This is a genomic window from Nonomuraea sp. NPDC049624 (genome assembly GCF_040675255.1).
In the GTDB taxonomy this organism is placed as follows: domain Bacteria; phylum Actinomycetota; class Actinomycetes; order Streptosporangiales; family Streptosporangiaceae; genus Nonomuraea.
Map to the genome: position 1 here is coordinate 154,945 of NZ_JBFAOR010000007.1, position 26,613 is coordinate 181,557.

25 protein-coding genes and 1 pseudogene are annotated in these 26,613 nt (G+C 65.6%); 10 read left to right on the forward strand and 16 right to left on the reverse strand.

All coding sequences use genetic code 11. The features are described from left to right. Positions 1-161: 161 nt before the first annotated feature. The 4 genes from AB0J76_RS28660 to AB0J76_RS28675 all read right to left on the reverse strand — a co-directional run bounded on the left by AB0J76_RS28660 (position 162) and on the right by AB0J76_RS28675 (position 3,458). Complete coding sequence (locus tag AB0J76_RS28660) at positions 162-1,037, reverse strand: 1,4-dihydroxy-2-naphthoate polyprenyltransferase (protein WP_352320764.1); 876 nt, start codon at positions 1,035-1,037, stop codon at positions 162-164. Positions 1,038-1,049: 12 nt separating this feature from the next. Beyond that, positions 1,050-1,538 carry a GNAT family N-acetyltransferase gene (locus AB0J76_RS28665; RefSeq protein ID WP_352320766.1) on the reverse strand — a complete coding sequence of 163 codons (489 nt, stop codon included), beginning with the start codon at positions 1,536-1,538 and terminating at the stop codon, positions 1,050-1,052. 164 nt (positions 1,539-1,702) lie between these two features. After that, positions 1,703-1,855, reverse strand: a complete 153-nt coding sequence (locus AB0J76_RS28670) for a CGNR zinc finger domain-containing protein (RefSeq protein WP_352320768.1) — start codon at positions 1,853-1,855, stop codon at positions 1,703-1,705. Between the two features lie 235 nt (positions 1,856-2,090). After that, positions 2,091-3,458 carry a PLP-dependent aminotransferase family protein gene (locus AB0J76_RS28675; protein WP_352320770.1) on the reverse strand — a complete coding sequence of 456 codons (1,368 nt, stop codon included), beginning with the start codon at positions 3,456-3,458 and terminating at the stop codon, positions 2,091-2,093. A 376-nt stretch (positions 3,459-3,834) separates the two neighbouring features. On the opposite strand from AB0J76_RS28675, the gene AB0J76_RS28680 reads away from it, so the two are divergent. From AB0J76_RS28680 to AB0J76_RS28690, 3 genes are all read left to right on the forward strand, one after another. Further along, entirely contained in the window at positions 3,835-4,680 is an 846-nt protein-coding gene (locus AB0J76_RS28680; RefSeq protein ID WP_352320772.1) for a DMT family transporter, read from the forward strand. A 95-nt stretch (positions 4,681-4,775) separates the two neighbouring features. Next, positions 4,776-5,798, forward strand: coding sequence for a hypothetical protein (locus tag AB0J76_RS28685; RefSeq protein ID WP_352320774.1), 1,023 nt, complete (start codon positions 4,776-4,778; stop codon positions 5,796-5,798). Between the two features lie 9 nt (positions 5,799-5,807). After that, complete coding sequence (locus tag AB0J76_RS28690; protein WP_352320775.1) at positions 5,808-6,206, forward strand: ASCH domain-containing protein; 399 nt, start codon at positions 5,808-5,810, stop codon at positions 6,204-6,206. 478 nt (positions 6,207-6,684) lie between these two features. Here AB0J76_RS28690 and AB0J76_RS28695 read toward each other — a convergent pair whose 3' ends face one another. Further along, complete coding sequence (locus AB0J76_RS28695) at positions 6,685-6,927, reverse strand: GntR family transcriptional regulator (RefSeq protein ID WP_352320777.1); 243 nt, start codon at positions 6,925-6,927, stop codon at positions 6,685-6,687. A 42-nt stretch (positions 6,928-6,969) separates the two neighbouring features. Next, complete coding sequence (locus AB0J76_RS28700) at positions 6,970-7,446, reverse strand: GntR family transcriptional regulator (RefSeq protein ID WP_352320779.1); 477 nt, start codon at positions 7,444-7,446, stop codon at positions 6,970-6,972. A 110-nt stretch (positions 7,447-7,556) separates the two neighbouring features. On the opposite strand from AB0J76_RS28700, the gene AB0J76_RS28705 reads away from it, so the two are divergent. Then, the gene (locus AB0J76_RS28705) at positions 7,557-7,856 is read left to right on the forward strand and encodes a hypothetical protein (RefSeq protein ID WP_352320780.1); all 300 of its coding nucleotides are present in this window, start codon (positions 7,557-7,559) and stop codon (positions 7,854-7,856) included. Between the two features lie 790 nt (positions 7,857-8,646). Here the strand turns inward: AB0J76_RS28705 and AB0J76_RS28710 are convergent. The 6 genes from AB0J76_RS28710 to AB0J76_RS28735 form a co-directional block, all read right to left on the reverse strand. Continuing rightward, a complete protein-coding gene (locus AB0J76_RS28710; RefSeq protein ID WP_352320782.1) occupies positions 8,647-8,958 on the reverse strand; it encodes a hypothetical protein in 312 nt (103 codons plus the stop codon). 1,312 nt (positions 8,959-10,270) lie between these two features. Then, positions 10,271-10,714, reverse strand: coding sequence for a transposase (locus tag AB0J76_RS28715; protein WP_352320783.1), 444 nt, complete (start codon positions 10,712-10,714; stop codon positions 10,271-10,273). Between the two features lie 683 nt (positions 10,715-11,397). Further along, positions 11,398-12,054 (reverse strand): DNA repair protein RadC, encoded by a 657-nt coding sequence (radC, locus tag AB0J76_RS28720; RefSeq protein ID WP_352320785.1) that lies wholly within the window; start codon positions 12,052-12,054, stop codon positions 11,398-11,400. Positions 12,055-12,860: 806 nt separating this feature from the next. After that, positions 12,861-13,607, reverse strand: a complete 747-nt coding sequence (locus AB0J76_RS28725; protein WP_352320786.1) for a phosphotransferase — start codon at positions 13,605-13,607, stop codon at positions 12,861-12,863. Between the two features lie 577 nt (positions 13,608-14,184). Then, positions 14,185-14,901 (reverse strand): GntR family transcriptional regulator, encoded by a 717-nt coding sequence (locus tag AB0J76_RS28730; RefSeq protein WP_352320788.1) that lies wholly within the window; start codon positions 14,899-14,901, stop codon positions 14,185-14,187. Positions 14,902-15,379: 478 nt separating this feature from the next. After that, positions 15,380-15,658: a hypothetical protein gene (locus tag AB0J76_RS28735; protein WP_352320790.1), complete on the reverse strand. Its 279-nt coding sequence runs from the start codon at positions 15,656-15,658 to the stop codon at positions 15,380-15,382. 308 nt (positions 15,659-15,966) lie between these two features. Between AB0J76_RS28735 and AB0J76_RS28740 the strand changes: the two genes are divergently transcribed. The 3 genes from AB0J76_RS28740 to AB0J76_RS28750 all read left to right on the forward strand — a co-directional run bounded on the left by AB0J76_RS28740 (position 15,967) and on the right by AB0J76_RS28750 (position 19,317). Continuing rightward, positions 15,967-16,413 (forward strand): GNAT family N-acetyltransferase, encoded by a 447-nt coding sequence (locus AB0J76_RS28740; RefSeq protein ID WP_352320792.1) that lies wholly within the window; start codon positions 15,967-15,969, stop codon positions 16,411-16,413. A gap of 246 nt (positions 16,414-16,659) precedes the next feature. Beyond that, complete coding sequence (gene dapA, locus AB0J76_RS28745; RefSeq protein WP_352320794.1) at positions 16,660-17,577, forward strand: 4-hydroxy-tetrahydrodipicolinate synthase; 918 nt, start codon at positions 16,660-16,662, stop codon at positions 17,575-17,577. 54 nt (positions 17,578-17,631) lie between these two features. Then, positions 17,632-19,317 (forward strand): ribonuclease J, encoded by a 1,686-nt coding sequence (locus AB0J76_RS28750; protein ID WP_352320796.1) that lies wholly within the window; start codon positions 17,632-17,634, stop codon positions 19,315-19,317. 100 nt (positions 19,318-19,417) lie between these two features. On the opposite strand, the gene AB0J76_RS28755 is transcribed toward AB0J76_RS28750, so the two are convergent. From AB0J76_RS28755 to AB0J76_RS28765, 3 genes are read right to left on the reverse strand one after another with little or no spacing between them, the layout of a single operon-like run. Next, positions 19,418-20,194: an ABC transporter permease subunit gene (locus AB0J76_RS28755; RefSeq protein WP_352320798.1), complete on the reverse strand. Its 777-nt coding sequence runs from the start codon at positions 20,192-20,194 to the stop codon at positions 19,418-19,420. Beyond that, a complete protein-coding gene (locus AB0J76_RS28760) occupies positions 20,191-20,955 on the reverse strand; it encodes an ABC transporter permease (protein WP_352320800.1) in 765 nt (254 codons plus the stop codon). Before AB0J76_RS28760 ends, AB0J76_RS28755 begins: the two co-directional genes overlap by 4 nt. Next, entirely contained in the window at positions 20,952-21,671 is a 720-nt protein-coding gene (locus AB0J76_RS28765) for an ATP-binding cassette domain-containing protein (RefSeq protein ID WP_352320802.1), read from the reverse strand. The genes AB0J76_RS28760 and AB0J76_RS28765 overlap by 4 nt, the downstream gene beginning before the upstream one ends. A gap of 112 nt (positions 21,672-21,783) precedes the next feature. Between AB0J76_RS28765 and AB0J76_RS28770 the strand changes: the two genes are divergently transcribed. The 3 genes and pseudogenes from AB0J76_RS28770 to AB0J76_RS28780 all read left to right on the forward strand — a co-directional run bounded on the left by AB0J76_RS28770 (position 21,784) and on the right by AB0J76_RS28780 (position 24,999). Further along, on the forward strand, positions 21,784-23,163 hold the full coding sequence (locus AB0J76_RS28770) for a sensor histidine kinase (RefSeq protein WP_352320804.1): 1,380 nt from the start codon (positions 21,784-21,786) through the stop codon (positions 23,161-23,163). Beyond that, positions 23,160-23,801: a response regulator transcription factor gene (locus tag AB0J76_RS28775; RefSeq protein ID WP_352320806.1), complete on the forward strand. Its 642-nt coding sequence runs from the start codon at positions 23,160-23,162 to the stop codon at positions 23,799-23,801. Before AB0J76_RS28770 ends, AB0J76_RS28775 begins: the two co-directional genes overlap by 4 nt. Positions 23,802-24,179: 378 nt before the next feature. Further along, a pseudogene (locus AB0J76_RS28780) lies at positions 24,180-24,999 on the forward strand (IS5 family transposase). A 710-nt stretch (positions 25,000-25,709) separates the two neighbouring features. Here AB0J76_RS28780 and AB0J76_RS28785 read toward each other — a convergent pair. Beyond that, complete coding sequence (locus AB0J76_RS28785) at positions 25,710-26,009, reverse strand: transposase (protein ID WP_352320808.1); 300 nt, start codon at positions 26,007-26,009, stop codon at positions 25,710-25,712. Positions 26,010-26,613 lie beyond the last annotated feature (604 nt).

The following is a 26,613-nucleotide window of genomic DNA, read 5'->3' on the forward strand; positions in this document are numbered from 1 at the left end:
ACCTGGTGAGTTATCGGGACATACGAGCGTGCTGGGGGCCAGTTGTGCCCTGCCTACAAAGTGATCGCCAAGCCGACTGCCGTACCTGGCTAGAGGGTGATCACCAAGCTGACTGCCGTACCTGGCTAGAGAGTGATCGCCAAGCCGACCGCTGTAACTGGCTACAGGGTGATCGCCAAGCCGACCGCGAACAGCAGGCCGTACGCCATCTGCAGTTTGCCCGTCTGCTGCAGGACCGCGATCAGCGCCGGCCCGACGGCCTTGCCCAGCACGGTCCTGATCGGCGTGACCGCGAGCGGCGCGGCCAGCGCCGCGAGCGCCGCCCAGGGCGTGACCGCGATCATCGCCAGCGCCACCACGAACGGCACCACCTGGCACAACACGTACAACGCCCGGGTGCGCTCGGCGCCGAGCACCACCGCCAGCGTGCGCTTGCCCGACGTGCCGTCCGTCTGGACGTCGCGCAGGTTGTTGACCACCAGCATCGAGCACGACAACAACCCCACCGGGATCGAGGCCAGGAACGCCGTCCAGCTCAGCTGCTCGGTCTGCACGTACGCGGTGCCCATCACCGGGACCACGCCGAAGAACACGAAGACCGCCAGCTCGCCCAGGCCGCGGTAGCCGTAGGGCCGCTTGCCGCCGGTGTAGAACCAGGCCGCCGCGATGCACGCGACCCCCACCAGCAGAATCCACCACGCCCGCGTCACGACCACCAGCACCAGCCCGAGCACCGCCGCGACCGCGAAGCAGCCCAGCGCCGCCGTCAGGACCTGCCGGGGCGTGGCCGCCCGCGAGCCCACGAGCCGCATCGGGCCGACGCGCTGGTCGTCGGTGCCGCGGATGCCGTCGCTGTAGTCGTTGGCGTAGTTGACGCCGATCTGCAAGGACAGCGCCACGAGCAGCGCCAGGACCGCGCGCCACCAGACGAATCCGCCGTCGCCGATCGCCACGCCCGTACCGACCATGACGGGGACTACGGCGTTGGGAAGCGTGCGCGGGCGTGCGCCCGCGATCCACTGACCGGGGGTTGCCATGCTGTCGAACCTCTAGCTGATATCCGTGGTGAGCCTGACCATGCGGATCGGACGGCCCATGTCGAGGACGCGTTCGGCCATGTCCTCGCCCCAGCCGGCCGACTCCAGGAAACCGAGCACCGCGTAGTTGTCGGCGAACACCCAGGTGACGATCTGGCGGAAGCCGTCCTCACGCAGGTAGTCGACGGTGGCGTTGAGCAGGCGGCTGCCGTGGCCGCGACGCACGAAGTCGGGGTCGACCAGCAGCGTCAGCATCTCGGCGACCCTGCCCGGATCCAGGTCGGGGTCCTCGGCGGGGGCGTGCGAGGCCAGCCCCACCACCCGCTCGCCGCCGCGCGGGGTCGTCAGCGCCGCGCTGCCGCCCGCGCCCAGCGCGGGGAAACCTTCGGTGTCGAGGATGGTCTCCACCGCGACCAGCACCCGGTGCGAGGGGCCGGGCGGGGCGACGATCGCCTCGTCCCACTGACGCAGCCACATCTTCTCGGCCGCCGGCCCCGTCATCTGCTCGAGTGGGCCTTCCGGGAGGAACTCCCGATATCCGTAGCGCCAGGCGCGGATCTGAGTATTCGCAACCTGGAGAACATCCTCGCGCCGGGCCGCCCGGACGCCTACGTCTGCCATCTCGGCCCGCTCCTTCGCCTGCCGTTCGTGCCACAAGGCACGAGTTACACCGTATCGGTGTTTGAGCCTTGGAGACGACGCGAACCCCGCTTCCCCGCCCGGTAAGCGCGTGTCTTGGTGTTGTCACCGCATACCCGCATCGAACACCATGAGCGCGAACGATTCCCGGACACCTGGACGACCACCCGCCGACACATTCCCCTACTGGGCCGACGGCCCACCCCAACCGCCTCCAACGAGCTTCCGCCCGCCCGCCGCTGCCTGCCCGCCGCTGCCCGCCGGCTGCCGTTGCCCGTCGGGGCCCTCCGCCGCCGTCTGCCGCCGCCCGTCGATCCACGCGTGTCGATCGCAGCCGTCGGCTGAGGTGGCTGGGACCGGTGCGGCGGCGGTCGCGGTCGGGCGCGTCCCGGTCGTCACTGACCGGGCGTCCGATCACCGGACCTGTGCGTCCAGCGCCTGCCCGAGCCTCCGCACCCCTTCGGCCAGGACCGTCAGGTTGGCGGCGGCCATGTGCGTCACCCTGATCCGCGGGCCCGGCGGCTCCGACGGGTAGTACATCCGCCCCGGGCTCACCAGCGTCCCGTACCGCCGGGCCGTCTCGACCAGGGCGTTCTCGTCCACCTCGGCGGGCAGCCGCAGCCACAGGTGCAGGCCGCCGATCGGCAGCAGATGCACCTCCGCCCCCGGGACGTGGGCCGCCAGCCCCGCCGCGAGCGCGTCCCGCCTGGTCGCGATCTCGGCGTGCACGGCGTTCAGATGCCTGCCCCACGCCGCCGAGCCCACGAACTCCAGCGCCGTCTCCTGCAACGGCCGCGCCACGAAGAACGACTCGACGAGCTGGCTGGCCCGCAACCGGTGCGCGGCCGGCCCACGGGCCACGACCGCCGCCACCCGCAGGCTGGGGGACAGGATCTTGGTCAGCGAGCCGACGTTGACGACGGTGCCGTGCGCGTCCATGGAGGCCAGCGACGGGGGAGCGGTGGGGGACAGGTAGCGGGCGTAGTCGTCCTCGATCACGAACGCCCCCGCCGCCCTGGCCACCTCCAGCACCTGCGTGCGCCGCTCCAGGGGCAACGTCGCGCCGGTGGGGTTGTGCAGGGTGGGCTGGCAGAAGAACACCCGCGCGCCGGTGACGGCGAACGCCTCGGCGAGCAGGTCCGGCCGTACGCCGTCGCGGTCCATCGGCACGGCGGTCGCCCGCAGCCCGGCCGCCTTGGCCGCCGCCAGCGCTCCGGGATAGGTGGGCGTCTCGACCAGCACCGGCGTCCCGGGGGCCGCCAGCGCCCTGAACGCGTGCGTCAGCGCCGCCTGGCCGCCGCTGACGATCAGCGCGTCCGCCGCCGTCACGTCGCCCCCGGCCTGACGGGCGAACCAGCCGCGCAGCTCGTGCAGGCCGGTCAACGGCGGCGTCGACCAGACGTCCGGACGGCGCACCGCCCGCGCGGCGGCCGCCGCCAGCTGCCGGTCCGGCCTCAGCCCCGGGTTCAGGTAGCCGCCGGTCAGCGGCACCACCTCCTCGGACGGCTGCGCGAGCAGCGCCGCCACCGGCCCGTCGTCCACCACCCGGTCGCCGAGGGCGACCGTCTGCCAGGACAGGTCCAGGGGGTCCTGACCGCGCACGACCTGCCGCGGCGCCACGAAGGCGCCGCTCCCCGGACGCGACACCACTCGCCCTTCGGCGGCGAGCTGGCTGATGGCACGCGAGACCGTGACAGGACTGACGTTGTGCCGCCGCATGATCTCCCGGCTGGACGGCAGCCGCCCACCAGGCCCCAGACGGGCGGCCTCTTCACGCAGCATCGCCGCAATCTGGGCGATACTGCTATCGTTGGTCATGAAGGACAAGGATAGCGCTACCGTTCAAAACGCAGTAGCACCCCCTCCCACCCCCCACCCTGCAACGCCCCCCACCACCGGCTCTTCTGCCACCGACTCTCCCACCCCCCTCAACCAACCGGCCGCCCCTCCCAGCCCTCCCAACAGGACCGGCACCGCACCCTCCTCTCCAGCCTCTGTCCCGAAGCCCGCCCCCGCGACCGGCACCGCACCCTCGACCGGCACCACCTCGTCGAACGCCGCCTCCTCGACCGGCACCGCCTCCTCGACCGGCGCCCGCACGCTCCGCGACGCCCTAACAGGAACCGGCGGGACCGCCGCCCGCGCCCGGCAAGGGACGATGCTTGCCTTCCTGGGCGTCCTGGCCTTCTCCGGCAGCTTCCCCGGCACCGTCTACGCGATGCGCGGCTTCGACCCCTGGCTCGTCGCCATCGGCCGCGCCGCCGTCGCCGGCGTCATCGCCCTGGTCTGCCTCAAGGTCGCCCGCCTGCCCCTCCTCCCGCAGCGTCGCCACTGGCCCTCCTACGCCGTGATCTCCCTGGGCGTGGTCTTCGGCTTCCCGGTGTTCAGCAGCCTCGCCCTGGACCTGGGCGCCAGCACCTCCCACGCCGCCGTGGTCATCGCCCTGCTCCCCGCGGCCACCGCCGCCTGCGCCGTCGTACGGGCGGGCGAACGCCCCCGCCCCCTGTTCTGGGCCGCCTGCGCTACCGGCGCCGCCGCGATCACCGCCTTCACCCTCACCCGAGGCCAGGCCGGCGCCGCCTGGCCGGACCTGCTCCTGGTCGGCGCCCTCCTGTCAGCCGCGCTCGGCTACACCGAGGGCGGCCGCCTGACCAGGACGACCCCCGGCTGGCAGGTGATCAGCCACGCTCTCGTCCTCTCCCTCCCGCTGACCGCCCCGATCACGGCGATCCTGACCCTCACCACCCCCATCACGCCGACCGCCCCCGCCCTGGCCGGCTTCGCCTACGTGGCGCTGATCTCAATGTTCCTCGGCTTCATCCCCTGGTACGCCGGCCTGGCCAGAGGCGGCATCGCGAGGGCCGGCCAGACCCAGCTGGCGCAGCCGCTGCTGACCCTCATCTGGGCCTGGGTCCTGATGGGTGAACGTTTCGGCCTCGCCACCGTGGCGGCGGCGCTCGCCGTCCTGGCCTGCGTCGCCGTCACGCAGCGCACCCGCTCGTAGGGAAAGGCCTGGTACGACGACGTGCGCACCGGGCCGCGGCGAAGCTTGCAAGGCGTGACGCCGCCGCGCAGGATGGCAGGGGAGGTGTCACAACCATGGCGGACCTCACGATCCCGGAAGGCGGCTTCTGGCCCGCGCCGGAGATCCCGCAGCCCAACATCTATCCGATGGAATGGCGCGTGGAGACCGAGAAGCTCGCGGCCATCTACGAGAAGTCCAAGCGCAAACTCTGGAACCCGGCCGACCTCCCATGGGACGGCCTCAACCCGGACGACTTCACCCGCGAACAGCGCCTGGGCATCATGTACTGGTTCGCCGTCCTCGCCAATTTCGACGCCTCGGGCCCGGCCGTGTTCGCCCGCGCAACCGTCCAGGCTTTCGAGAAACACGAGGAAGACCCGGTCAGGAAGTGCTTCTTCTCCATCACCCGCGACGAGATGAACCATGAGGAGTGCTGCCAGCGCACCATCGCCCGGCTGTGGCCCGGCGGCCCCCTGAACTGGACCCCCGAAGACGATCTCGAAAAGGCCGCCCACAACAACATCGGCTGGCTCTACCACAACGGCGGCCGCTACTGGAACGGCTACACCAGCGCCGTCGGAAGATACTCGCTGCCGGTCCTGTTCACGAGCTTCATGATGGGCGAGATGGCCGCGTCCACGCTGTTCAGAGGCATGGCCACGGGCACCCGGCATCCGGTCTTCGGCGAGATGTTCCAGCGCATCGGCCTCGACGAGTCCCGCCATCTGCAAATCTGCATGACCATTCTGGAAAACGAATGGCCGGGCCTCACCGACGAGACCCGCAGCCTCATCACCCGCCAGCTGCGAGCCGGTTTCGTGTTCCTCTCCATGATTCTCTGGGAGCCTCCGGAAGGTTTCTGGGAACTTCCGCCGTACTTCCTCGCCAACCATCGCGTCCTGATGGACCACGCCAGGGAAGCGGGCCTCGGCGTGCTCTCGTACGAGGAACAGAAGGAGAACTGGCGCGTGGCCATGGCGAAGGTCCGCGCGATCGTCGAACGATGGGGCATCGCCTTCCCCGCCATTCCCGAACTGGACCTGGAAGGCGTCGAGGTGAACGTCATCGACCCGGAGGAGATCATCCCCGTCTTCTAGGATGCGCCTATGTGGCCCCGCATCGACGGACGCAGAGTCCTCGCCCTCGGCACCCCCGGCAAGGTACGCACCCTGCTGACCGACCTCACCCTCGCAGGCACGAAGACCGCCACCGCCGGCCTCCTGCCCCTCGACTACGAGGCGGAAGGCGAAGAGGTGGAACACGTCGGCGAACACCTTATCCTCGTGAACGACGCTGGCGAGAAGGCCGCGACCATCGAGATCACCTCAGTGGCGCTGGTGCCGTTCGCCGAGGTGCCGTGGGAGTTCGCCGAGGCGGAAGGCGAAGGATTCACCTCGATCCAACACTGGCGAGAAGTCCACCAACGCTACTGGTCATCCCTGGGCCACGACGTGAACGACACCTCCACCATCGTCTGCCTCCACTACCGCCTACTCCCGGAATAACCCCCAGCCACAAAAGCCCCAAGCCCCCCGAACACACCCAGCCCCCAACACCCACCCACCAGCCGCACTGCCCCTCACCCCCCGCCACGCCCTGGGGGAGTGCACCATGAACCACCCGTACACAGCCCCGACCACACCCCTCGGCCAAGCAGTCGCCTGGAGGCCATGCATCCGCCTGTAGGCCGAGCATCCGGTCCGGGCCAAGCTTCCACGCCTGGGCCAAGCATCCTCTCCCCGCCGAGCATCCACCTCCCGTCAGGCACACATTCGCAGCCCCCAGGCAAGAGCCTTACCGCAAAGGCGAGCCGCCTCGCGCCGCCGTCACTCCGCACCGCCGGCCTCAGCGAACCGCCCGACCAGGCTCCCGCGTACTCCCGCCTCTGTCGTCCCCTGTGCTGTCGTCCCCTGTGCTGTCGTCCCCTGTGCTGTCGTCCCCTGTGCTGTCGTCCCCTGTGCTGTCGTCCCCTGTGCTGTCGTCCTACACCCCATCCGCGGCGGCCCCGACGAACGTCCCCTTCCCCTTCACCGTGTGCACGAGCTGCCGCCGACGCAGCTCCCGCACCACGTTCCGGACAGTTGACCGCGCCACGTCGAACTCGGCCTCCATGGCCAGCTCGCTCATCACCGCCTCACCGGCCAGCAGCTCACCTCTCAGAATCTGACCCTCGATCATCTCGGCAATCTGCACATAGATCGGCACGGGGCCGTCTCGGTCGAGCATGCTCATACCTTAGACGTCTGGATACAAGCAGATGAGTGAATCTCAATCCTGGGGCCACGACTCTTCGGGCGACACGTAACTCCCACGCTGCGGCACGGTGTAGATCCATCCCTGCTCCCGCAACAACGCCATGGCCCGCCGCACCGTCTCGCGCGCCACGTCGTACTGCTGCACCAACGCCGTCTCACCCGGAATCGCCCGCTTGGGCTGGAAGTGCCCCGCCCTGATCTGCTTGGCCACATCGGCAGCGATCTGCCGATAGAGCGGCACTTTCCGCTGCTTACGCGGCGCTTCATCAGGTGCACCGACGAACGTTCCCTCGCCCTGGACCGTGTAGATGAGCCCTTCCTCGCGCAACACGTGGATGGCCCGGCGGGCCGTCGTCCGCGCGACCCCGAACTCGTGCTGAATGTCGGCCTCGCTCGGCACGGGATGCCCGGACGCGAGCCCCTCGACCCGCCGTCGAAGGATCTCCGCGATCTGTACGTAGATATGGGTGTCGCCGTCGTAGTCCAGCACACCGGCAACATAGACGAAGGTGTACGAGCCCTCCCATATCCTCCTGCCTGCTCAGACAGAGTCATCTTTCCGAATAGACGAGCGGATACAACCAGACGTATTCTGTGACCATGACCGTCCTCCCCCTGGACTACGAACACTGCATCGGCATCCACCTCCCCGAACCCTGTCCAGACCGCACAGTCATCCACTGGTATCCCACGTACTCCCCCTACGAACGCGTACGGGTCCGGGCATATACCTGCCACTGCGCGCCCCTGATCTACGAGCTCTGCCAGATCGGCGGGCAGCGCTTCATCCGCCGAACTCGCAAGAACGGCAGGACCCCGATCCGGGAGGAGACCGTCCGAGGCTCCGCACTCAAGACCGAGTTGCTCTGGGACAGTCTGCTGACCGGCAACGCCCGATAACCCGGGCACCTACCAGACCAGTACTCAACTTCGGCTCATCCTCTTGGCCCTGGAGGACCCCGGCCCCTGGCTGCTACCTGCAGCAGCACGACCCCCCGCATTGTCTGCCCGCCTGAGGCCACCCATCGGGAGAGCCTGACAGAACCAGCCCTCTCGTCGAACGCACCCCTCAAGCTCCCGTGCAGCTCAAACGCGGCGCTGCGGCCCCGCGTAGGCCCGCTTCTGGAGACCTCTTCGTCGCGCGACACGAACACTCTCTACATACGTGCGGCCGTCCGAGTGGCCGGCCGCGCCAGCCCGCCACGATGGCAACACCGCCACAAAGCTCGCAGATCTCGCACCAGAGGCTTCTCGAGATCCCTTGCCCTCTGGATATAGTCATGCGCCATCCTGAGCAACGCTTGGCAGCCCCGGTCGCCGTACTGCAATTTCGCCAACAAGCTGTCACTCAAGCCCGATTTTCCTGACTATGAGGGACACATCGGCATTCCGTCCGAAGCCGGGCCGGAAAGAGAGAAGTAGGAGCCACAGTTCCAAAACAGCTTTGCATGCCATCTCGAAGGCGGCACACTGTTCCTCGCGGCCATCACGTTGGCTCCTTCGTTCTCGGACAAGGCCCTAGAAGGAGTACGGGATGGCCGTCACCATTTCCCGATACCGTCCCCACTCCTGGCCGATCCGCTCAAACCAGCCCTGAAACCGGCCTCCAGCATCATTGCCATCAAACGTCGGATCGGTCAAGCAGCCTCATTCAAGAGCCCCCAACCTGAACCGGGGGCTCAAATGCCACTCAGGCATCATCTTTCGCCAACAGGCGATCCAATCTGAGCCCGAGATCATCGAGCTGGAACCGTAGCCCTTCCAACATCGTCAACGTCTCCTCCAGGCTGGCCTTGCAGCTCTCGTCTATCCGTTCCCGAAGGCGCGCGATCTCGAAGTTGAGGATCTCAAAGTCCCGCCCGACCCCTGAGCGAACCTCGACGATCTCCGCCCTCGCCGTAGCCAGCCCGGCCAACACCGCATCACGGCCACCCGTACACGAGCGAGCCTCCAGCGCCTGCAGACGGAGTTGTAGATCGAGGATCTCCACCTCAACGTTCACGAACCCCCACCCCTTACCAGTGGACGACGAGGGAACCCGCCCACGGCGGCCGGCCCCACTTGCTGCGAGCACATATTGGCAAGACGCCCCTGCCTGAAGCGATACCCGTCAAGCCGCCCGGAGTGGTTTTCTTCCTCCGGCGTCCCAAGCATTTCCTGTGAACGTCCACATCCGCCCGTCTTGTCGGAGGAAATAACCTCACCTAGGCGAGGAGGATCAATCCGCCGCCCCCAGCAATGGACCGCCCGCCAGACCGGAGCGCCTAAACAGCCACCCGGACCGAAGATGATTCATCGATCAGTCTGGCTCGCTCGGATGTAGAAGCACGCAGAAATAGGGATGCAGCGCTGTCATGTCACCTCATGCCGGCCAGGTGCGCCGGAGTCTGGTAATCCTTGGCCGAAATCCTGATATGAGACGGCAACCTGCCGAAACAGGTACCGCAGAATTAGCTGAACTCGTGGGTGTCACACACCCTGCTGACTGGCCCACCGCCCGACATACAGGGGAGCCGTTCGTAATAGGCGGCGGGCCGGCGACCGAAGCTCAGTCTCGTCCGAACTACCACACACGGCACTCGTGATCACCATCCTTCACACAGAGTGGCCCTGGACCAACGACGTCACGAGACCTCCCGTTACCTCGTCGAACGCGGCCGCCTCTGCCGCCTGCCGCCCAACGTCCCGGCCGAGGGGCGCAGGCAGCCACCGCATTCGCCGCGCTCCTTGTGCGCATTGACGTGACCTGTCGGCAACGGAACAAGCTCGCTGGCCCACCCAGTGACCCTCCGAGCGAAGTCGTCCGCGACCGCACGGGGCGACACATCTAAAAGGGCAATACTCACGACGCTGACTGCCCCCGACGTCAAGGCCTGACACTCGGGTCCTCGCCGCCGATCCCCGGCGACACAGCGAGGAGCCCAACGACGTCGGCAGCCCCACCTCAACGGCAACAGCAGCGTTCAAGCGGTCACCCAGGGCGCCGGTCGTCACCTTGGCGACATCAGGCGCCCGCTACAGCCGATACATCCACCGCATAACGAGATCCTTCGGCCTGATCCCCGCCCTTGGCCGCAGAGTGACCTGCAACGGACAACCTCTGGAAGAGCCTCACCTGTCGTCCAGCAATGTGGCGAGTAGGCGATGATCAGCCTGACGCTTGATCCTTGCCCGTGGGCCTGATGAACCCCATGCGATGCGCTACACCGCGTCTCCCGCCGCCCCTCGCTCACGAACAGGCCGATCGAGGCCGGGATGGCAGGCGCCCTGCCCAAACACCGAACAGGCGCCTGCCAAGCACCAGCGCCCTCACTTCAACCTTTACGCTTCCCCATCTTGATCACCTCGGTCAGCCGGAGCTCCAGGCTCGCCAGCACCGGATCTCTCTGCTGTACCGCTCCGGACCCCGCCTCGCGGCCAGCCCCAGCCGACGGCCCGATGTCGTAAGTCATGACAGCGCCAGGATGCACCACAACATCGCCGTTCATGTGCCTACCGATGCCTTGCGCGGCCTGCACATCTCTGAGCAGACGCCCCCAGGTTCCGTCCGCCGCCCAGCGGCGCTGCCGTTTGTAGACCGTGATCCAGCATCCGAACCGATCCGGGAGGCTCCGCCAAGGCGACCCGGTGCGCGCTTGATAGAGCACCCCGTTGATCAGCATTCGCTGGTCTCCGCGCCGCCGGCGTCCAGCGTCGCCGTCAGGCAGCAACGGCGCCAGCCGTTCCCACTCCGCATTCGTCAGGTCCGTATGGCGCATTTATCCCTATCCTCGACTGCTTTATACTCTCAGCCTCGTCACAAAGGACAATAAGGACGGCCATCGCAAGACTCCTTCGAATAGCAACGATTCAAGGGGTGAAGGAGGCTTGCAATGGCCGCAGGAACAAGTGTGCCTTCTTCGTCATGGTCAGCGCAGCAGATCGGCAAGGATTGGCCAAAATTTTCGAGCAACTGCGACGAGGGCGTAGACCATCACCGACCGTTCCTCATGACTACCGTCTCGCTGCAACAGTAATCTGTCACACGAACAGCCACATCCTAGAGACAATGGACAATCCGGCCCAATGTCTCCTGGAATAGCTAAGCGTGAGCCTCGGGCATGTGACTTGCCTCAGCGCCGCCGCGTCACGCTTCCTTGGCGGGCGGATACAGTTGTGGGCTTCCGTGTGCTGCCGGCCATCGAGACGGCTCAGAGGCAGCGGTCCGTTCTTGCTGTCGGTCCCTTGCCCCACGAACTAAAGCGTGGTCCCGCGCATCCCGGAGAGCACGGGACCACGCTTGCACGAGTCTGTTGGCCGGCCGACGTCCATTACGGCCTCAACTCGTGTCATTAGGCTCTCATGACCGCCTCATGCGCTTCTCCTGTTCGACGCTATCGGAGGATGGTTCCTTTTGGGCCCCCGCGTTCGCCCGCCCGCCGCGGTCGTGGATGAAGGTGATTCACATGGAGATCCGCCTCCAAGCCGCATCCGTGATGATGAGATGGTCGAGGAGACGCAGCCCCACTGTCCGGGCGGCCTCGGCGAGGTGGGCCGTGACTTCCAGATCGGCCTCGCTGGGATCGAGAGAGCCTCCAGGGTGATTGTGGGCAACGCCGAACATGGCGCCACCGGTGGTGAGCACAAGGGAGATCGTCTCCCGCACGGGCACCGTCGTGTGATCGGCGCCGCCCTCCGTCAACACCGAACGTTTCAGCACGCCGCCCCGCGTATCGCAAACCACCACGACGAAGCGTTCGTGCCCGAGGCCACGCAGTAAGGGGGCACAGACCTCCGCCAGGTCAGATGTGCTGGCGATGCGCATCCGCGCAGGTTCCGACGCCGCACGCCGTACGAGATGAAAGGCCGCCGCCACGCGCGCGGCCTTGGCCGGCCCTATGCCTCGCAGTGTGAGCAGCCGGTGCGGATCGGCGCGCCCGAGCGCATCGAGATCGCCGCAGTGTTCGATGACTTGACTGGCCAGGTCCAGCGCGCTTGCCCCGCGAAAACCGGAGCCGAGCAGAACGGCCAGGAGCTCCCGGTCGGCAAGCACCGCCGCGCCGCTCGACATGAGCCTTTCTCGCGGCCGATCGCGCTCGTACAGATCTTTGACTCGCATTCGCAACCTCCGCACCCGTTCTATCAACGAGGACCGACAATCTCAGCCCCCGAGTTCCAGTCCGATAAAGGATGCAGTGCGCGGATATATCGCGCTTGAGTTACGTCGATGGTAACCCTGTGCCGGGAACGCGAGGAATGGCCACCTTCGCAATGCCGTGACGCGTATCAAACCCAGTCAGTGATGATCTCGCGCAGCGAGATTGGAGGGATGTTCTCGGGTCTCCATATGGCCGCCGGCCGGAACGCGCGATTTGCCAGCTTTGATGTGGGCCCCGTTGCTGGTGGTGATTTGACGAAGCCTTGCCCGGGTCGCCTGACAATGCCGTCTACGATTCCACGGCAAGCTTTCGACCGCTCTTGTTCGCCTGAAAGAGTCACAGTATTCTCGGACATTCGATGCCATACAATAAAAATCGGATAGTCCTGGATCGGCGCTTTTTCGTGACCGCGCATGTGGTTCCGGAAGCTGTTCTGATGGCTCCGCTGGAGACTCACTCCCCAAAGCGGTGACTGTCGCGCTAATTCCGACTGGGGACAGCGCAGCTCACTAGCATCGATTCGGAGATCGCATCGAGCGCGAGCCATACCAACCACCCCGAGGCTTCACCCTGGGCATATCTCCGACCCCCGCTGTCGGCAGCTGGGCGTATCGTCGACACGAGTCGCGCTTCGGTGGTCCGAGGCCGTCGACCGCCTGCTCGCGGTCTTCGAGGCCATTACGTCGTTGGTCGGGAAGACGACGCCTTGCAGATGCGCCTCGCTCGCCGCGGCGGAACGGCGCTCCTGGCCGTCAGTTCATCCCTCTCACATCCGGGCCTTCAACGCGTCGACCTCGCAGCCTGGCGCAAACGGGTCGAAGCCGTGCTCGATAAGCCATCTGATCGCCAGCAAGCTCCGTGAGGACCACCACCCGCGGATCACGTCGAGGTCGACGTCGGCCCCATAGCCGGCGATCAGATCGTCCAGGCGCTCCTCGTGTCCGAGCGTCAAGATGGCGAGGTCGAACAGCGCATCACCCTGGCCCGCCTCGGACCAGTCGATCACGCCGGTGACCTCGTCACCGTCGACGAACACGTGCGTGATCTGTAGGTCGCCGTGCGTGAACACCGGTTTCCATGGCCGGAGCGCAGCCGCGGCAACCTCGCGATTGCGCGCGACCAGGTCGGTCGGAAGGACGCCATTCGTGACGAGCCACTCGCATTCGGCGTCGAGACGCGATGTGACCTCGTCCAGGCTCTGACCAGGCCATGGTGGCAGGGGCGCGTCATGGAGCCTCCGCACGGCGGCACCCACTGCGGCCCAGGCCGCCGGCGACGCGACAGACGGCTCGCCCAAACGTCCGAGTGCGGTCCCTGGAACAGTGGCGAGCGCGAGCACGGGCGGTTTGCGCCACAAAACCTCCGGCGTCGGGATCGGCGCCATGGCCATTGCTTCGACCTCGACGTCAGTGCGCGCCTGATCGGCGTCGATCTTGAGAAACACGTCGCCGGCACGCAGCGTCGCGCGCTCGTTATGCGCGACGACGACCTCGATCTGCTCCACGTCGGTCATTATCGCGAGGATGACTATCGACGTCGCCAGGTTATTCGCGTGCAGTTGGGCGGCTGATCACGTCCTGCTGCCCGCCGTTGTGCAGGACACTGACCATGACGGATCAGGTCGTGAGGCGTCCCACGCCCGCAGGCGCAAGCCGCCATCAGCGACGGGATGACTCAGCTTGATCTACGAACAGTGAAGCCTGTGCGGCTTGCATGGACCTCCGCCGCCAGGACTGATTGGAGGTAAGCAGCAATCCGCACCTCAGGTTGCAACGGGCTCCTGACAAGCTCTGACGCGAATCCTTGTACCAAGGCCGAAGATGGAGTTGCAGCCGGAAGAGGATTCGTTGTGAGGCGACCGAGTACCAGAACATCCCCGTTGGGGCCTCCGGCGCGTAGTCCCCGTGTGGAGCTCCGCGAGGGCGATGGGGCAGGGCGACTCTTACCACGCCCTCCGGAAAATCAGTAGGCGCATAGCGATCCGGCCTGTGGTCCTTCGGTTCCTCAGGCGTCGCTTCCCGTGGGGCCTTCAGGCGGGTGCGTGAGGCTCCAGGCGGCAAGGAGCGGCGCCACCCGGAGCCCGGAACCGGTCAGACGGGCATGCTGTACATCACTCTGAAGCGATCGCCCGGAATGACGATGTCGCTCGTTTCGACAGGACGTTCGCCGGCCCAGTGCGTACGCTCCACATGCAGAACGTGAACCCCGGCCGCCAGATCGAGCGCATCGCTCTCGGCCGGTTGAGGCACCCGGGTGTGGATGCTCTCGACGACCTCAGTGATCTTTATGCCGTGCGCGTACATTCTCGCGACCAAGCTACGGCGTTCCTCCTCGGTGTGGGCGACGAACGCCATCGGCTCGTAAGCGGTGACAAGCTGAATCGGCTTGCCGTCTCCCCGAAAGACGTAGTGCGTTCTGGTCAGCGTGGAATGTTCGTCGATGCGTAGACGTCTGGCGATGTCGGGGCTGGCGTCGGCCGGTTCGCTGTGCCAATCCCACGTCACGCGTCTGCCTTGGGACTGCAGGTCGGACGCGAACGGCGCGGGGTGGTCCAGGAAGCGCCATCGATGCAAGGGCGTCAGATTTGGACGATCCCTGACGTAATGACCTGAACCGACACGGCCGATGATGAGACCCTCGCCCGCGAGGACGCGTAGAGCGTGACGGGCGGCGGTCTCGCCGACCTGGTACTTACGGGTCAGTTGCGCCCGTGAGGGAATGGGCGCGCCTGGGGGGAGGGTGCCGTCGAGGATCTGCCGCCGGATGTCTTCGACGACACGCAGGTAGACCGGATCTGAGGTGGCCACTAGTCCATCCCTGGGGGTTCGTGTGAGGCGTTGCCCCATGTTGCCGTATTCGACAGGTAACCGACCGTCATCGATGACTGCTGGAGCCCCAACTTTGCGATGGCGAAAAATTATCGGAGAAACCCTGTAACGCTGATGTAAGGGACACCGATTCTCCGGTAGAGGTCGTCGATGTGTGTACCCCCGAGCACATATCGGCGACCTCTTCCATGCGCGCCCTCAGGTGCGGCCGTTGACGCATGCTCCCGCAGCTCATTCAGTACGTCGAGCTCCGGTTCCTGTCTATTTATGGCATGTTCCCACCACCGTGCCGGAGGGACGGTTAGGGACGCACGGCAGCGGAGTTCTGAGAGAAGAACCTGACAGATGGGAACGGAACAGCACCAAGCTGCTCTGTCCTTGCCGGGCGCCCGTGTGACGGCCACAGCTGCGCGCGCCCGCGAACGCGGAGAGTGATGGGCCCACCGGGCACACGTGATCAGCTACGGCAGGAGTCCCAGCTGCGGTGCTCAATGAGCGAGACAGCAGCCGAGGGCAGCGCTACCTCCCGCAGGGGCGCAGTACCCGCAGGGCAGTCAGCACCGGCCGCCGGCACCCGCAGCGCCATCAACACCCGGAAGGTCAACACCCGGAAGGTCAACACCCGGAAGGTCAACACCCGGAAGGTCAACACCCGGAAGGTCAACACCCGGAAGGTCAACAACACCGGCAAGGTCTCCGGCAGCACACGCAGGGCCATCAGCGCCTGTAGAGCCATCAGTGCCGACAGGAGCCGTCGGTCGGCGGATTCCCCACGGGTCAGTGCTCTCGCCGAGGGGTTGTGCGGCGGTGCAGCGTCGGAGTGCCCCTCTAGGTTGATGGCTGACGACAGCGGCTGGACTTCGTGGCACATACCCCTGGATGTGGCCGGCACCAGGAAGAGTGGTCCTCTGATATCCCAAAGAAGTGGCTGTGTCGTAGAGGCCACCTTCTCCTTAGGTTGTGAGATTCCGTCTTCGTCTTAGTTGTCGGCGCCGTCCATCCTGTGGGCCCGGCTGTCTGAGGCCGTGCTTGTAAGGAGACCATGTGATCAGCATCGGCAAGCTCATGCCGTCCGACCGGGATGTGTGGGAGAGCTTGTTCCGGGCGTACATCGACTTCTACCAGCGAGTCGAGCCCGACGAGATGTATGCACGAGCCTGGCAGGAGTTCCAGGCAGACACCCGGCTGCACGCCTTCGGCGCGAGACTGGACGGGCGGCTCGTCGGCATTACCCACTTCTTGGTCCATGCCAGCACCTCGGCCCCTGACTCGGACGTCTGCTATCTCCAGGATCTGTTTACCGCTCCTGATGTCCGGGGCAAGGGGGTGGGACGCAAGCTGATCGAAGCTGTCGCGGACTGGGCTCGGGATGGCGGCTGCTCCCGTGTCTACTGGAACACTCACGAATCGAACAGCACCGCGCGCCGTCTCTATGACAAGGTGGCCGAGAACCGAGGTTTCATCAGGTACCAGATCGAACTGTCCCGGTAGGGGGCGCCGTGGGGCTGATCTTTGCTCTTCGGGCCCGTCCGGGGATAGGCGGGTGTGGGTGGAGATGATGGGGGCTCGGCTGTCGGCGAGGTGATCGCGAGCGAAGTAGATCGGGTTACCCCATGCGGTTATCCTTGTCACCTTGCTCCTCCGAATGCCTGTGAATGAGGGCAAATGGCTCCGTCGGGCTGGCAAAGCGGGGTGGCGACGTCCAACGTTTTTCCGAATCCAGGTAGCGTTCGCACTATGGCATCGCCAACTGGAACCGCCGAAGCACCCTTCGGTCGCATGCTGACCGCGATGGTCACGCCGTTCACCTCTGACGGCGACGTCGACTACGAAGGCGTACGACGCCTGGCCACCTACCTGGTGGACGAGCAGCGCAACGATGGCCTGATCGTCAATGGGACGACAGGCGAGTCGCCCACGACCTCGGACGATGAGAAGCGACGGATCGTCAGCGCCGTCCTGGAGGCCGTTGGCGACCGCGCCGCCGTAGTGGCGGGAGTGGGGACGAACGACACACGCCACACCGTCAAGCTCGCGAAGCAGGCGGCGGAGGTGGGCGCCCACGGGCTGCTGGTGGTGACTCCCTACTACAACAAGCCCCCGCAAGAGGGGCTCTACCAGCACTTCACCCTCGTGGCCGACGCCACCGAACTCCCGGTGATGCTCTACGACATCCCCGGGCGCAGTGGCGTGCCGATCAAGACCGAGACGTTGATCCGTCTGGCGCAGCACGACCGCATCGTGGCCGTGAAGGACGCCAAGGGCGACCTCTTCGCTGCCAGCCAGGTCATGACGGCGACCGATCTTGTGTTCTACTCCGGCGACGACCTGCTCAACCTCGCCTGGCTGTCCCTCGGCGCCGCAGGGTTCGTCAGTGTCGTCGGACATGTCGTGGGCTCCGAACTGGCTCGCATGATCGAGTTGCACAAGAGCGGTGACGTGAAGCAGGCGCTGGAGGTACACGGCCAGGTGGCTCCTGTAGTGGACGGGATCATGCTGAAGGCCGGTGGCGCGATCATGGCAAAGGCGGCGCTGAGCTTGGTGGGTATGCCGGTGGGACCGGTACGTCTGCCGCTCGTGGCCGCGACGGAGAAGCAAATCGCCGAGCTGCGTGCTTGCCTGGTAGCCGGCGGGGTGAAGTTGACAGACGCATAGGAACGGGGAGGAACCGGGAGTTTTGAGAACACGATTTGACCATGGGGGCCGGGCATGAGCCATCCGCATCCTGAGCTTGGCCCCCCGCCGGAGCTGCCTTACGGCGGCCTGCGCATCGTCGCGCTCGGCGGGTTGGGGGAGATCGGCAGAAACATGGCCGTCTTCGAATACGACGGCCGGCTGCTGATCGTCGACTGCGGGGTATTGTTCCCTGAGCCCGATCAGCCGGGCGTCGACCTGATCCTGCCCGACTTCGAATACATCAGGGACAGGCTCGACGACATCGAAGCCGTCGTGCTGACCCACGCCCACGAGGACCACATCGGGGCGGTGCCTTACCTTCTGCGCGAGCGGCGCAACATTCCGCTCATCGGATCCAAGCTCACCTTGGCCCTGATCGAGGCCAAGCTGACGGAGCACCGGATCCAGCCGACCAAGGTCGAGGTCGTCGAGGGCGAACGGCACATCTTCGGGCCCTTCGACTGCGAGTTCCTCGCGGTGAACCACTCGATTCCCGACGCGCTGGCCGTGGCGATCAGGACGCCCGCCGGCATCGTCCTGCACACTGGTGACTTCCGCATGGACCAGTTGCCGAGCGACGGCCGGCTCACCGACCTCGGCGGCTTCGCCAGGCTCGGCACCGAGGGCGTCGACCTGCTGATGTCGGACTCCACCAACGCCGAGGTGCCGGGCTTCGTCACCAGCGAGCGGGAGATCGGGCCGGTCATCGACGAGGTGATCCGCACCTCGGAGCAGCGGGTGATCGTGGCGAGCTTCGCCTCGCACGTGCACCGCATCCAGCAGGTGATGGATGCCGCGGCCAGGCACGGCCGCAAGGTCGCACTGGTGGGCCGATCGATGGTCCGGAACATGGGGGTGGCTCGTGATCTGGGCTACCTCAAGGTGCCGCCGGAGTTGATCGTCGACTCGCGCGACATCGAGCAGTGGCCGCCGGAGGACGTGGTGCTGGTCTGCACCGGCTCCCAGGGCGAGCCCATGGCGGCGCTGTCGCGGATGGCCAATCGCGATCATCCGATCCGCATCGCCGAGGGTGACACCGTGTTGCTGGCGTCGTCGCTGGTGCCGGGGAACGAGACCGCGGTCAACAAGGTGATCAACGGGCTCACCAGATGGGGCGCTCGTGTCGTGCACAAGGGCAACGCCAAGGTGCACGTCTCCGGCCACGCGGCCGCAGGCGAGCTCCTCTATGTGCTCAACCTGACTCGCCCCTCGAACTTCATGCCGGTTCACGGCGAATGGCGGCACCTGCGGGCGCACGCCAAGCTCGCCGCGCTCACCGGTGTTCCCGACGACCACATCGTGATCGCCGAGGACGGCGTCGTCGTGGACCTGGTCGACGGCAGAGCGAAGATCGTGGGAGCGGTTCACGCCGGGTACGTCTATGTCGACGGCACCTCGGTGGGCGAGATCACCGACACCTCGCTGAAGGACCGCAGGATTCTCGGCGACGAAGGATTCATTTCGGTGGTCGTCGTGGTCGACTCCGCCACCGGCAAGCTCACCGCCGGCCCCGAGATCCACGCACGAGGCTCCGGTATCGATCCGGCGCAGTTCGAGGAGTTCATTCCGCAGATCGAAAGAGCTCTTCAGGACAAGGCCGCGGATGGCGTGGTCGACATGCAGGAGATCCGCCGGGTCGTGCGTCGCACGGTCGGCCGTTGGGTCAGCGACACTTACCGTCGCCGACCCATGATCATTCCCGTCGTGCTCGAAGTCTGAGCCGCTGAGCGGTACGGCAGGCACCTGAGCCTGCCGTACCCACGGTTGCGGAACGAGATGGCAGAGGGTGTATCGCAACAAGGTCCATGGAGCGGGCATCTCAAGCATCCCTCCTGCGTATGAGCCAGATGGCGGTCAGCAGGGGAAGAGCTGCGTACAACACCAGCACGGTGGCGGCCGCAGGCGGAGACAGAAGTGACCCGTACACCGACGTGGTGATGAGCTCGCCGGTGATCTCGCGGGGAAGCGCACCGATCATGATCGAGCCCAGCCGCTCACTCCAGGGCTCCGGGATGTTGCCCACGATCATCGGAATGACGTAGATCAATCCCACCAACAAGGCGATCGCGCCGGTGGCGGAACGCAGAAGCGCGCCCAATCCCAAGCCAAGCAGCGCGAATACGACCACCGTGGAACTCGTGACGAGCAGGAACGGAAGCTTGTCCGCGAACGACGTCAGATAGGCGCCGGAGAATCGGTCGCCAAGCACCCAACGCGAGACGAAATACGTCCCGAACACCGCCACCGGACCAATGACCAAACTCAATACACCGACCACGACGGCCTTCGCAGCGAGAAGCGGCCATCTCCGGGGGACGACCGTCAGACTCGTTCTGATCAAGCCGGTGGCGTATTCAGATGTGATGGCCATTGTGCCCAGGACGCCCATGCAAAGTTGCGGCACGATCACCAGGACCTCTTCCAGATCCGCTATCCGGGCAGCCGGACGTTGCTCCACGGGAGCGTCGTCGTACATGCCGGCCGCCATGGAGGCCAAGGCAAGACCCAGAAGAATCGTGCCGAGACTGATGCCGATGATGAGATAAGAAGAGCGAACCGAACGAACCTTCAGCCACTCAGAGGCGAGAACACTCATACGTCCCTCCGCTTGAGCGAGATGAAACCGGCAACGAGCGCGAGCACCGGGTAAGCCAGGAGGACCAGCAGCGCGGCCCACGGTGGAAGAAAACCGTCTCCAAGCCGGGACGACAGGCGATCGCCGGCCAGCTGGGGAACCAGGTTCGGCAGCAGCAGTGATGCGGCACGCGTGTTCCACGGCGCAGGTAGGTAAACGACAACACCAGGCAGGACGAACAGCAAGGCCACGACCGAGATGAGCGCGCCAGCCGTCGACCGCGTGGCCATGCCCAGGCCGAGCCCCACCAGAGCCAGCGCAGTCACCGAGGCCCCCGCGGCCAACAGCATCGGCACGTCGTCGGCCAGCGAAGTCTCATTGAAGCCCAGCCGGTGGCCATTGGCGATCAGACGGCTCGCCGAATAGGTGACCAGAAGGATGACGTGAGCCGCAGTCAACGTGGCCAGGCCGACGACGACGGCCTTGGCCAGAAATAAGGTGCTGCGCCGCGGAACGACGGTAAGACTGGCGCGAATCATCCCTGTCGCGTATTCGGACGTGACCGCCAGCACGCCGAGCACAGTGAGGCTCATCTGCAGGAGGGGCAGGAAGCCCTGTTCCGGCGCGGCCGCCTGCAGCGTTCCCCGATCTTCGGCGAGGTCGCTGACGTAGAGCGTCCAGATCACGCCGAGCACAGCCATGAGAGCCGACGCACCCATTGCGTGCCAGGTGGAAGTCACTGACCGGAGCTTCAGCCATTCGGCCAGCAGGGCCGCCCTCATCTCGCCGCTCCGAACTGGACGCTGCTCGCTGTCAGAGCCATATAGGCGTCCTCCAGCGAGGGATAGCGCGCGGTCAGCTCGCTGACCGTGGAGTGCGCGACCAACCGCCCCCGGCCCAGGATCACGATGCGTTCAGCCGTCAACGCCATCTCGCTCATCAGGTGACTGGAGAGCAGAACGGTCCTGCCCTCGGCGGCCAGTGACCGCATCAGGTCACGGATCCAGCGCACTCCGTCGGGATCGAGGCCGTTGACGGGCTCGTCGAACAGCAGCACACCAGGATCGCCGAGCAGCGCAGCAGCGATGCCGAGTCGTTGTTTCATGCCGAGGGAGAAGCCGGCCACGCGTTTGCGTGCCACACCCGCCAATCCGACCTGCTCAAGCACCTCGGCCACGCGTGTGGCACCGATGCCGTTGGTGGTGGCCAGGCAGAGCAGATGGTTGTAGGCGCTGCGCCCGCCATTGACCGCACTCGCGTCGAGCAGCGCCCCCACCTCGAACATGGGCTTGCGCAAGGAGGCATACCGTCGGCCGCCGACCAGAGCCTGGCCGGAGGTCGGCGCGTCCAGGCCGAGAAGCAGGCGCAGCGTGGTGGATTTGCCCGCGCCGTTGGGGCCCAGGAAGCCCGTCACATGGCCCGGCTCGACCTCGAAGGACAGATCATCCACGGCGAGCGTGTCGTCGTAGCGCTTGGTGAGGTGCTGAAGTTCGATCACGCTGAAGAAGATGCGGCATGCCGGGCCGGCGGCGCATCAGACCACGGTTCGAACTTCAAGGTCAGACCCTGGGCTGACGTGCACGGCTCGGCGAGCGGCTACCGTTCAACGCGTGAACGAGAACCATCCCTTCTTCGCCAGGCGTTGGAGCCGCGGTCAGCTGATCGTGCTCGATCTGGCAGCGGGGCTGGGGTTCGCGTTCGTGTTCGTCACAGCGGCGGTCACCGCGCCTGGGATGCCGCCGTGGTTGAAGATCGCCCTCCCGTGCGGGCTGGGCCTGCCGTTGGCGGTACGAAGGCTGTGGCCTGTGCCCGTCTTCTGCTTCACACTGACGCTTGCCCTCTTCGCAGTTGCAGTTGACGTGGTGGGATATGCCTGCATCGCACCCGCTTATGCGATCTATATCGTGGCGACGTCCGACAGGTTCGGGGCCGTGCTGCCGTCCTCGGCCATCGGTGTGGTGAGCATGATCAGTGTGTTCGGACTGGTGGTCGCCGGTGGCGCACCGCGCGGGGGCACGCCTGCTTGGCTCGTGCACATCGATCAGCCGCTGGTCGGCATCGCGGCGCTCGGCGGAGCCTGGACCATAGGGCGGGCCGTCCGGGAACGCAGGCTGTACGCCGCTCGTGAGGCCGAGCGAATGGCCGAGCATGCAGTGACGCAGGAGCGGTTACGCATCGCGCGGGAATTGCACGACGTCGTGACTCACAGCGTGGGCTTGATCGCGGTCAAGGCCGGCGTGGCCAATCACGTGCTGGCGACCAGGCCGGAGGAAGCCCACGACGCCTTGCGTGTGATCGAGACCGCCAGTCGGAGTGCTCTGGTGGAGATGCGTCATCTTCTAGGCATGCTCCGTTCGACTCAGCTGCCAGATCTTGCTCCCGTTCCGGGTATCGCGGGCCTGGAGGGCTTGGTGGCGCAGGCGAGGCAAGCTGGGATCGAGGTCGAGCTTGATCTCCGGATTGGCGGAGATGAGGTTGGCCAGGGAAGTCCTGGCTTGCGGGGTCAGGCTGACAGCACGCCATGTGGGCAGCGAGGCGCGGGGCCTGGCGAAGTAGGCGGGCCTCACGACGGGGAACAGGCCACGCGGTGGGACGGTGACCGCGCGCTGGATGAAGGCTTGTGCGGAAGAGTCGTCGCCGCGAATGGAGTGGGGGAACGACGAGGAGGCGGTGCGACGCAGGAAAGACGGTTGCCCGATGGCGTGGAGTTGTCTGTGTATCGCATCGTGCAGGAGGCGCTCACGAACGTGGTCAAGCATGCCTCACCGACTCGCTGTCGCGTCTCTGTCGTAACGGACGCGGGCGAGGTGCGGATCGAGGTGGTTGACGAGGGCCCAGGAAGGCGCGTGTCGCCCGGGGACGGCTCCGGCCATGGACTGATCGGGATGCGGGAGCGGGTCATGATGTACGGCGGAGTCTTTGAGGCAGCGAGTCTGCCTCGGCGAGGGTTTCGTGTCTTCGCGCGTCTGCCGTTTCAGGAGGCCTCATGATCAGAGTGGTCGTTGCTGACGATCAAGCTCTGCTCAGGGGGAGCTTCACGATGCTGGTCGACTCCGAGCCTGACATGACAGTGGTGGGCGAGGCGTCAACCGGTGCTGAAGCAGTGGCGGTCGTCTTGGAGCATCGACCCGATGTGGTGCTGATGGATGTTCGCATGCCGCACATGGATGGCATCGAGGCGACTCGGCGGATCGGGGATGTCTCGCGGGTTCTCGTGGTGACGATGTTCGACCTGGATGCGTATGTCTACGACGCACTTCGGGCCGGTGCGAGTGGGTTTCTACTCAAGGACACGCCGCCTGCTGACCTGCTCGCTGCCGTTCGCGTGGTTGCAAGCGGTGAGGCTTTGCTGGCGCCAACGGTGACGCGACGCTTGATCGAGGAGTTCACGAAGACCCCGGTGGTGCTTCGCCCGCAAGGACTGGACAGGGTGACGGAGCGGGAGAGAGAAGTGCTGCTGTTGATCGCTCGTGGGCTGTCCAATGGGGAGATCGCTGATCATTTGCAGTTGAGCCTGGCCACTATCAAGACACATATCGGCCGCTTGCTCGCGAAGTTGGATGCTCGTGACAGAGCGCAGTTGGTTATCGCGGCGTACGAAAGCGGGTTGGTTACCGCAAGGGGGTGATGCAGAGGGCCTGGATCGACCATTGCTCAGTGCTTTCTGTGGCGGGTCGGAGGTCTCCGCAAGAGGCGGATTTGTAAGGCGAGTGTCGAGACCGCAAAGCCGAATTGGGTGTATTGGGCGGTCGCTTGCCGTCGGTCGTCTGCATGTAGGGAAAGTGAGTACTTCGGCCGCACTTCGTGATTTGGGTCGTCTGGATGGTTGGGCGTAGTTGCGAGCGGTGGGTTCGGGGCGCTACGGGAGCCATCATCTGCCGGATGCGTAGCAATCGATGTTGATCGATTCTCGGCTGGTTAAGGTCTTAGAGCGCTTAACAGAATGATCTCTGTTGTGCCTTGATCTCTCGCTGTAGTCGAGCGAGAGGGAGCGCGGGTGGCCAAGGTGAAGCTGTGGGAGGTCAGGGAGGAGTCGTGGTGGGTGATTGACCGTTGTCACCGCAGCGACAGCGGCGGTTCCGGCATCCGGGACGTAAACGGCTGGATGACTGGCTGGCGTTGCAGGGCATCCTGTTCGTGCTGCACACCGGGATCGTCTGGGAGCACCTGCCGCAAGAGCTCGGCTCCGGCGCTGGCATGACGTGCTGGTGAGGCTGGGCTGAGTGGAACAAGGCCGGCCTGTGGCAGCGGTTGCACGAGGTCCTGCACGAGGTCCTGCTCGATCGGCTGAGGGCGGCCGACGCGCTCGACTTCTCCCGCGCCGCGGTGGACTCCTTCCGGATCAGAGCGCTGAAAGGGGGCGCAGACCGGTCCGTCGCCGGTCGATCGAAGGCAGGTTGGCAGCAAGCATCACCTGATAGCCGAGGCCACCGGTATCTCGCTCGCGGTGATGCTGATCGGTGCCAACCGCGATGACGTCACCCGGTTGTGTCCGCTGTTGGACGCCATCCCGAAGGTACGCGGCAAGCGCGGCAGGCCGGCCGCGTCAGCGTCCTGGCGTGGTGCTCGCTGACCGCGGCTACGACCGCGACGAGTACCGCCGTCTCGTCCGCGAGCTGCAGATTCGCCGGCTGATCGACCGTTGCGGCACCCGAGCACGGCTTCGGCCTGGGCAAACAACGCTGAGTCGTCGAGCAGACCTTCGTCCTGCTGCACGGCTTCCGACGCTTGCGTATCCGATGGGGGTCCAGGCCGATATCCATGAGGCGTCCCTCAAGCTGGCGTGCCTGCTCATCTGCTGGCGGCGTCTCACCTCATTGCGTTAGCTGCTCTTTGAGAGCGGGGCCGCCGGGGGTCTGCCTGGCGGTGGTCCTCGGCAGACCCCTGCTGAGGTGTGGCGTCAGGATGAAACGGGCTCACTGGACCCGCCTGATGTTGGTGCTGAGGTGTCCAAGGCATGCTCGGTTCGGAAAAGGGGCGGCTGGAGTCGTTGGCCGTTGGCTTGATGGGGGCTGGCGCAAGCGGCATGGGGGCGTACTGAGGATGGACATGCTGGCGCCTGTTGCAGGTTCGGTTCGACCGTGATGAAGACGGTTGCCCTTCGGGGGAGTTGGTGCCCGCTCGCCGTGTTTGTGGCTCTTGGGTGTGGCCGTGGACGGTAGGTACAGAGGGGCAGCCGACTCGAAGGGGCGGCCCGCGCGGGCACAGGTGTAGGGGTTGGTGCTCGCGCGGGCCGGAGAGGAGGAACCGTAGGTGCCCGCGCGGGCAAAATGGAGGGGGATTCTAAGTGCCCGCGCGGGTGTCAATGGGATCCGGCATCGGATCGGTCTGTCCTACTTCGAACAGATTGGTGTGGAAACTGTTCGCTGTTTCGGCTTGCTCAGGGTGAAGATTACTAGCCGGTGGCCTAGTTGTGGGAGTGAATTCTTATCTTGATGCTGGCGGGATGGTGAAGGAGGGGCAGCCTCGGGGGTAGTGAGGCTAAGTGCTTTCTTTGGCGTTTTGTGCGGGATTGTCGTGAGTTCGAGGAGATTGTCTAGGGGGTTTGAGTTTTTTGAGGGTTCCGGGTTGCCTGGGTCAGGGGAGGGTGGTGTGGCCCCTTGGGTGGGTGTTCTTCGGGTCGCGCTTCCGCCAAGACGCGTTCCCATGTTCCGTCTTCGGTCCAGAGTTTGTATCGCTCGTAACAGGTTTGCCAGGGGCCGTAGCATTTCGGGATTTCTCGCCAGGTTGATCCGGTCTCAAAACGCCACAGGATTCCGTTCACCACTTGCCGGTGTCCACGCCACGGGCGGCCAGGGCCTGCGGTGGACGGGAGTAGGGGGGCGATCCGGTCCATGCTTTGTCGGTCAAGTCGCTGCGTGTTTCCACGGCTCACTATTTAAGCGGGATCCGAGGGGGGTGGTAAGGGGCTCCTGGGGGCGTTCTTTGGCCTGGAGGTGTGGGCGGGAGGCGGGAACCGTGAAGATGTCTGGTCTTTGGGTGTCAGGTCACAAATTATCAAGGCTTATGTCGTTTGGGAACTTTTGGGGGTGGCGATGTTGCTCTTGCGGTATGTGGTTGTGGTAGTTCCTCGTTGGTTGCTTGAAGTGTGTGCGGGCAAGGTGGCTAGCTGAGCGTGTTGCTGGCGCGGTGGGGTTCTGCCGGTACATGGGGGCTTTGTTTTGCGGGGGCGCAACTGTCTTGATTGGGGCGGGTTCTCGGCGTGGGTGTAGTGGGCTGGCCTTTGGTGTTGCGCGAGAAGGGCTGAGGGTCGATTGATTGAAGCATGCAGGGCGCTCGTCGTTGTGGTCTGCGCGTTAGAAGGCTGAGCACGCTCGGTGTGGAGGAGAAACTGTTCGAGCTGTGTTTGGCAGCAAGTTCAAGTCCGTCAGCGGTCTCGGCTGGTGGCTGATTAGGAATGGCCGCTGATGGTCGGCTCGTCTTCCGCGGGGTGGTTGAGA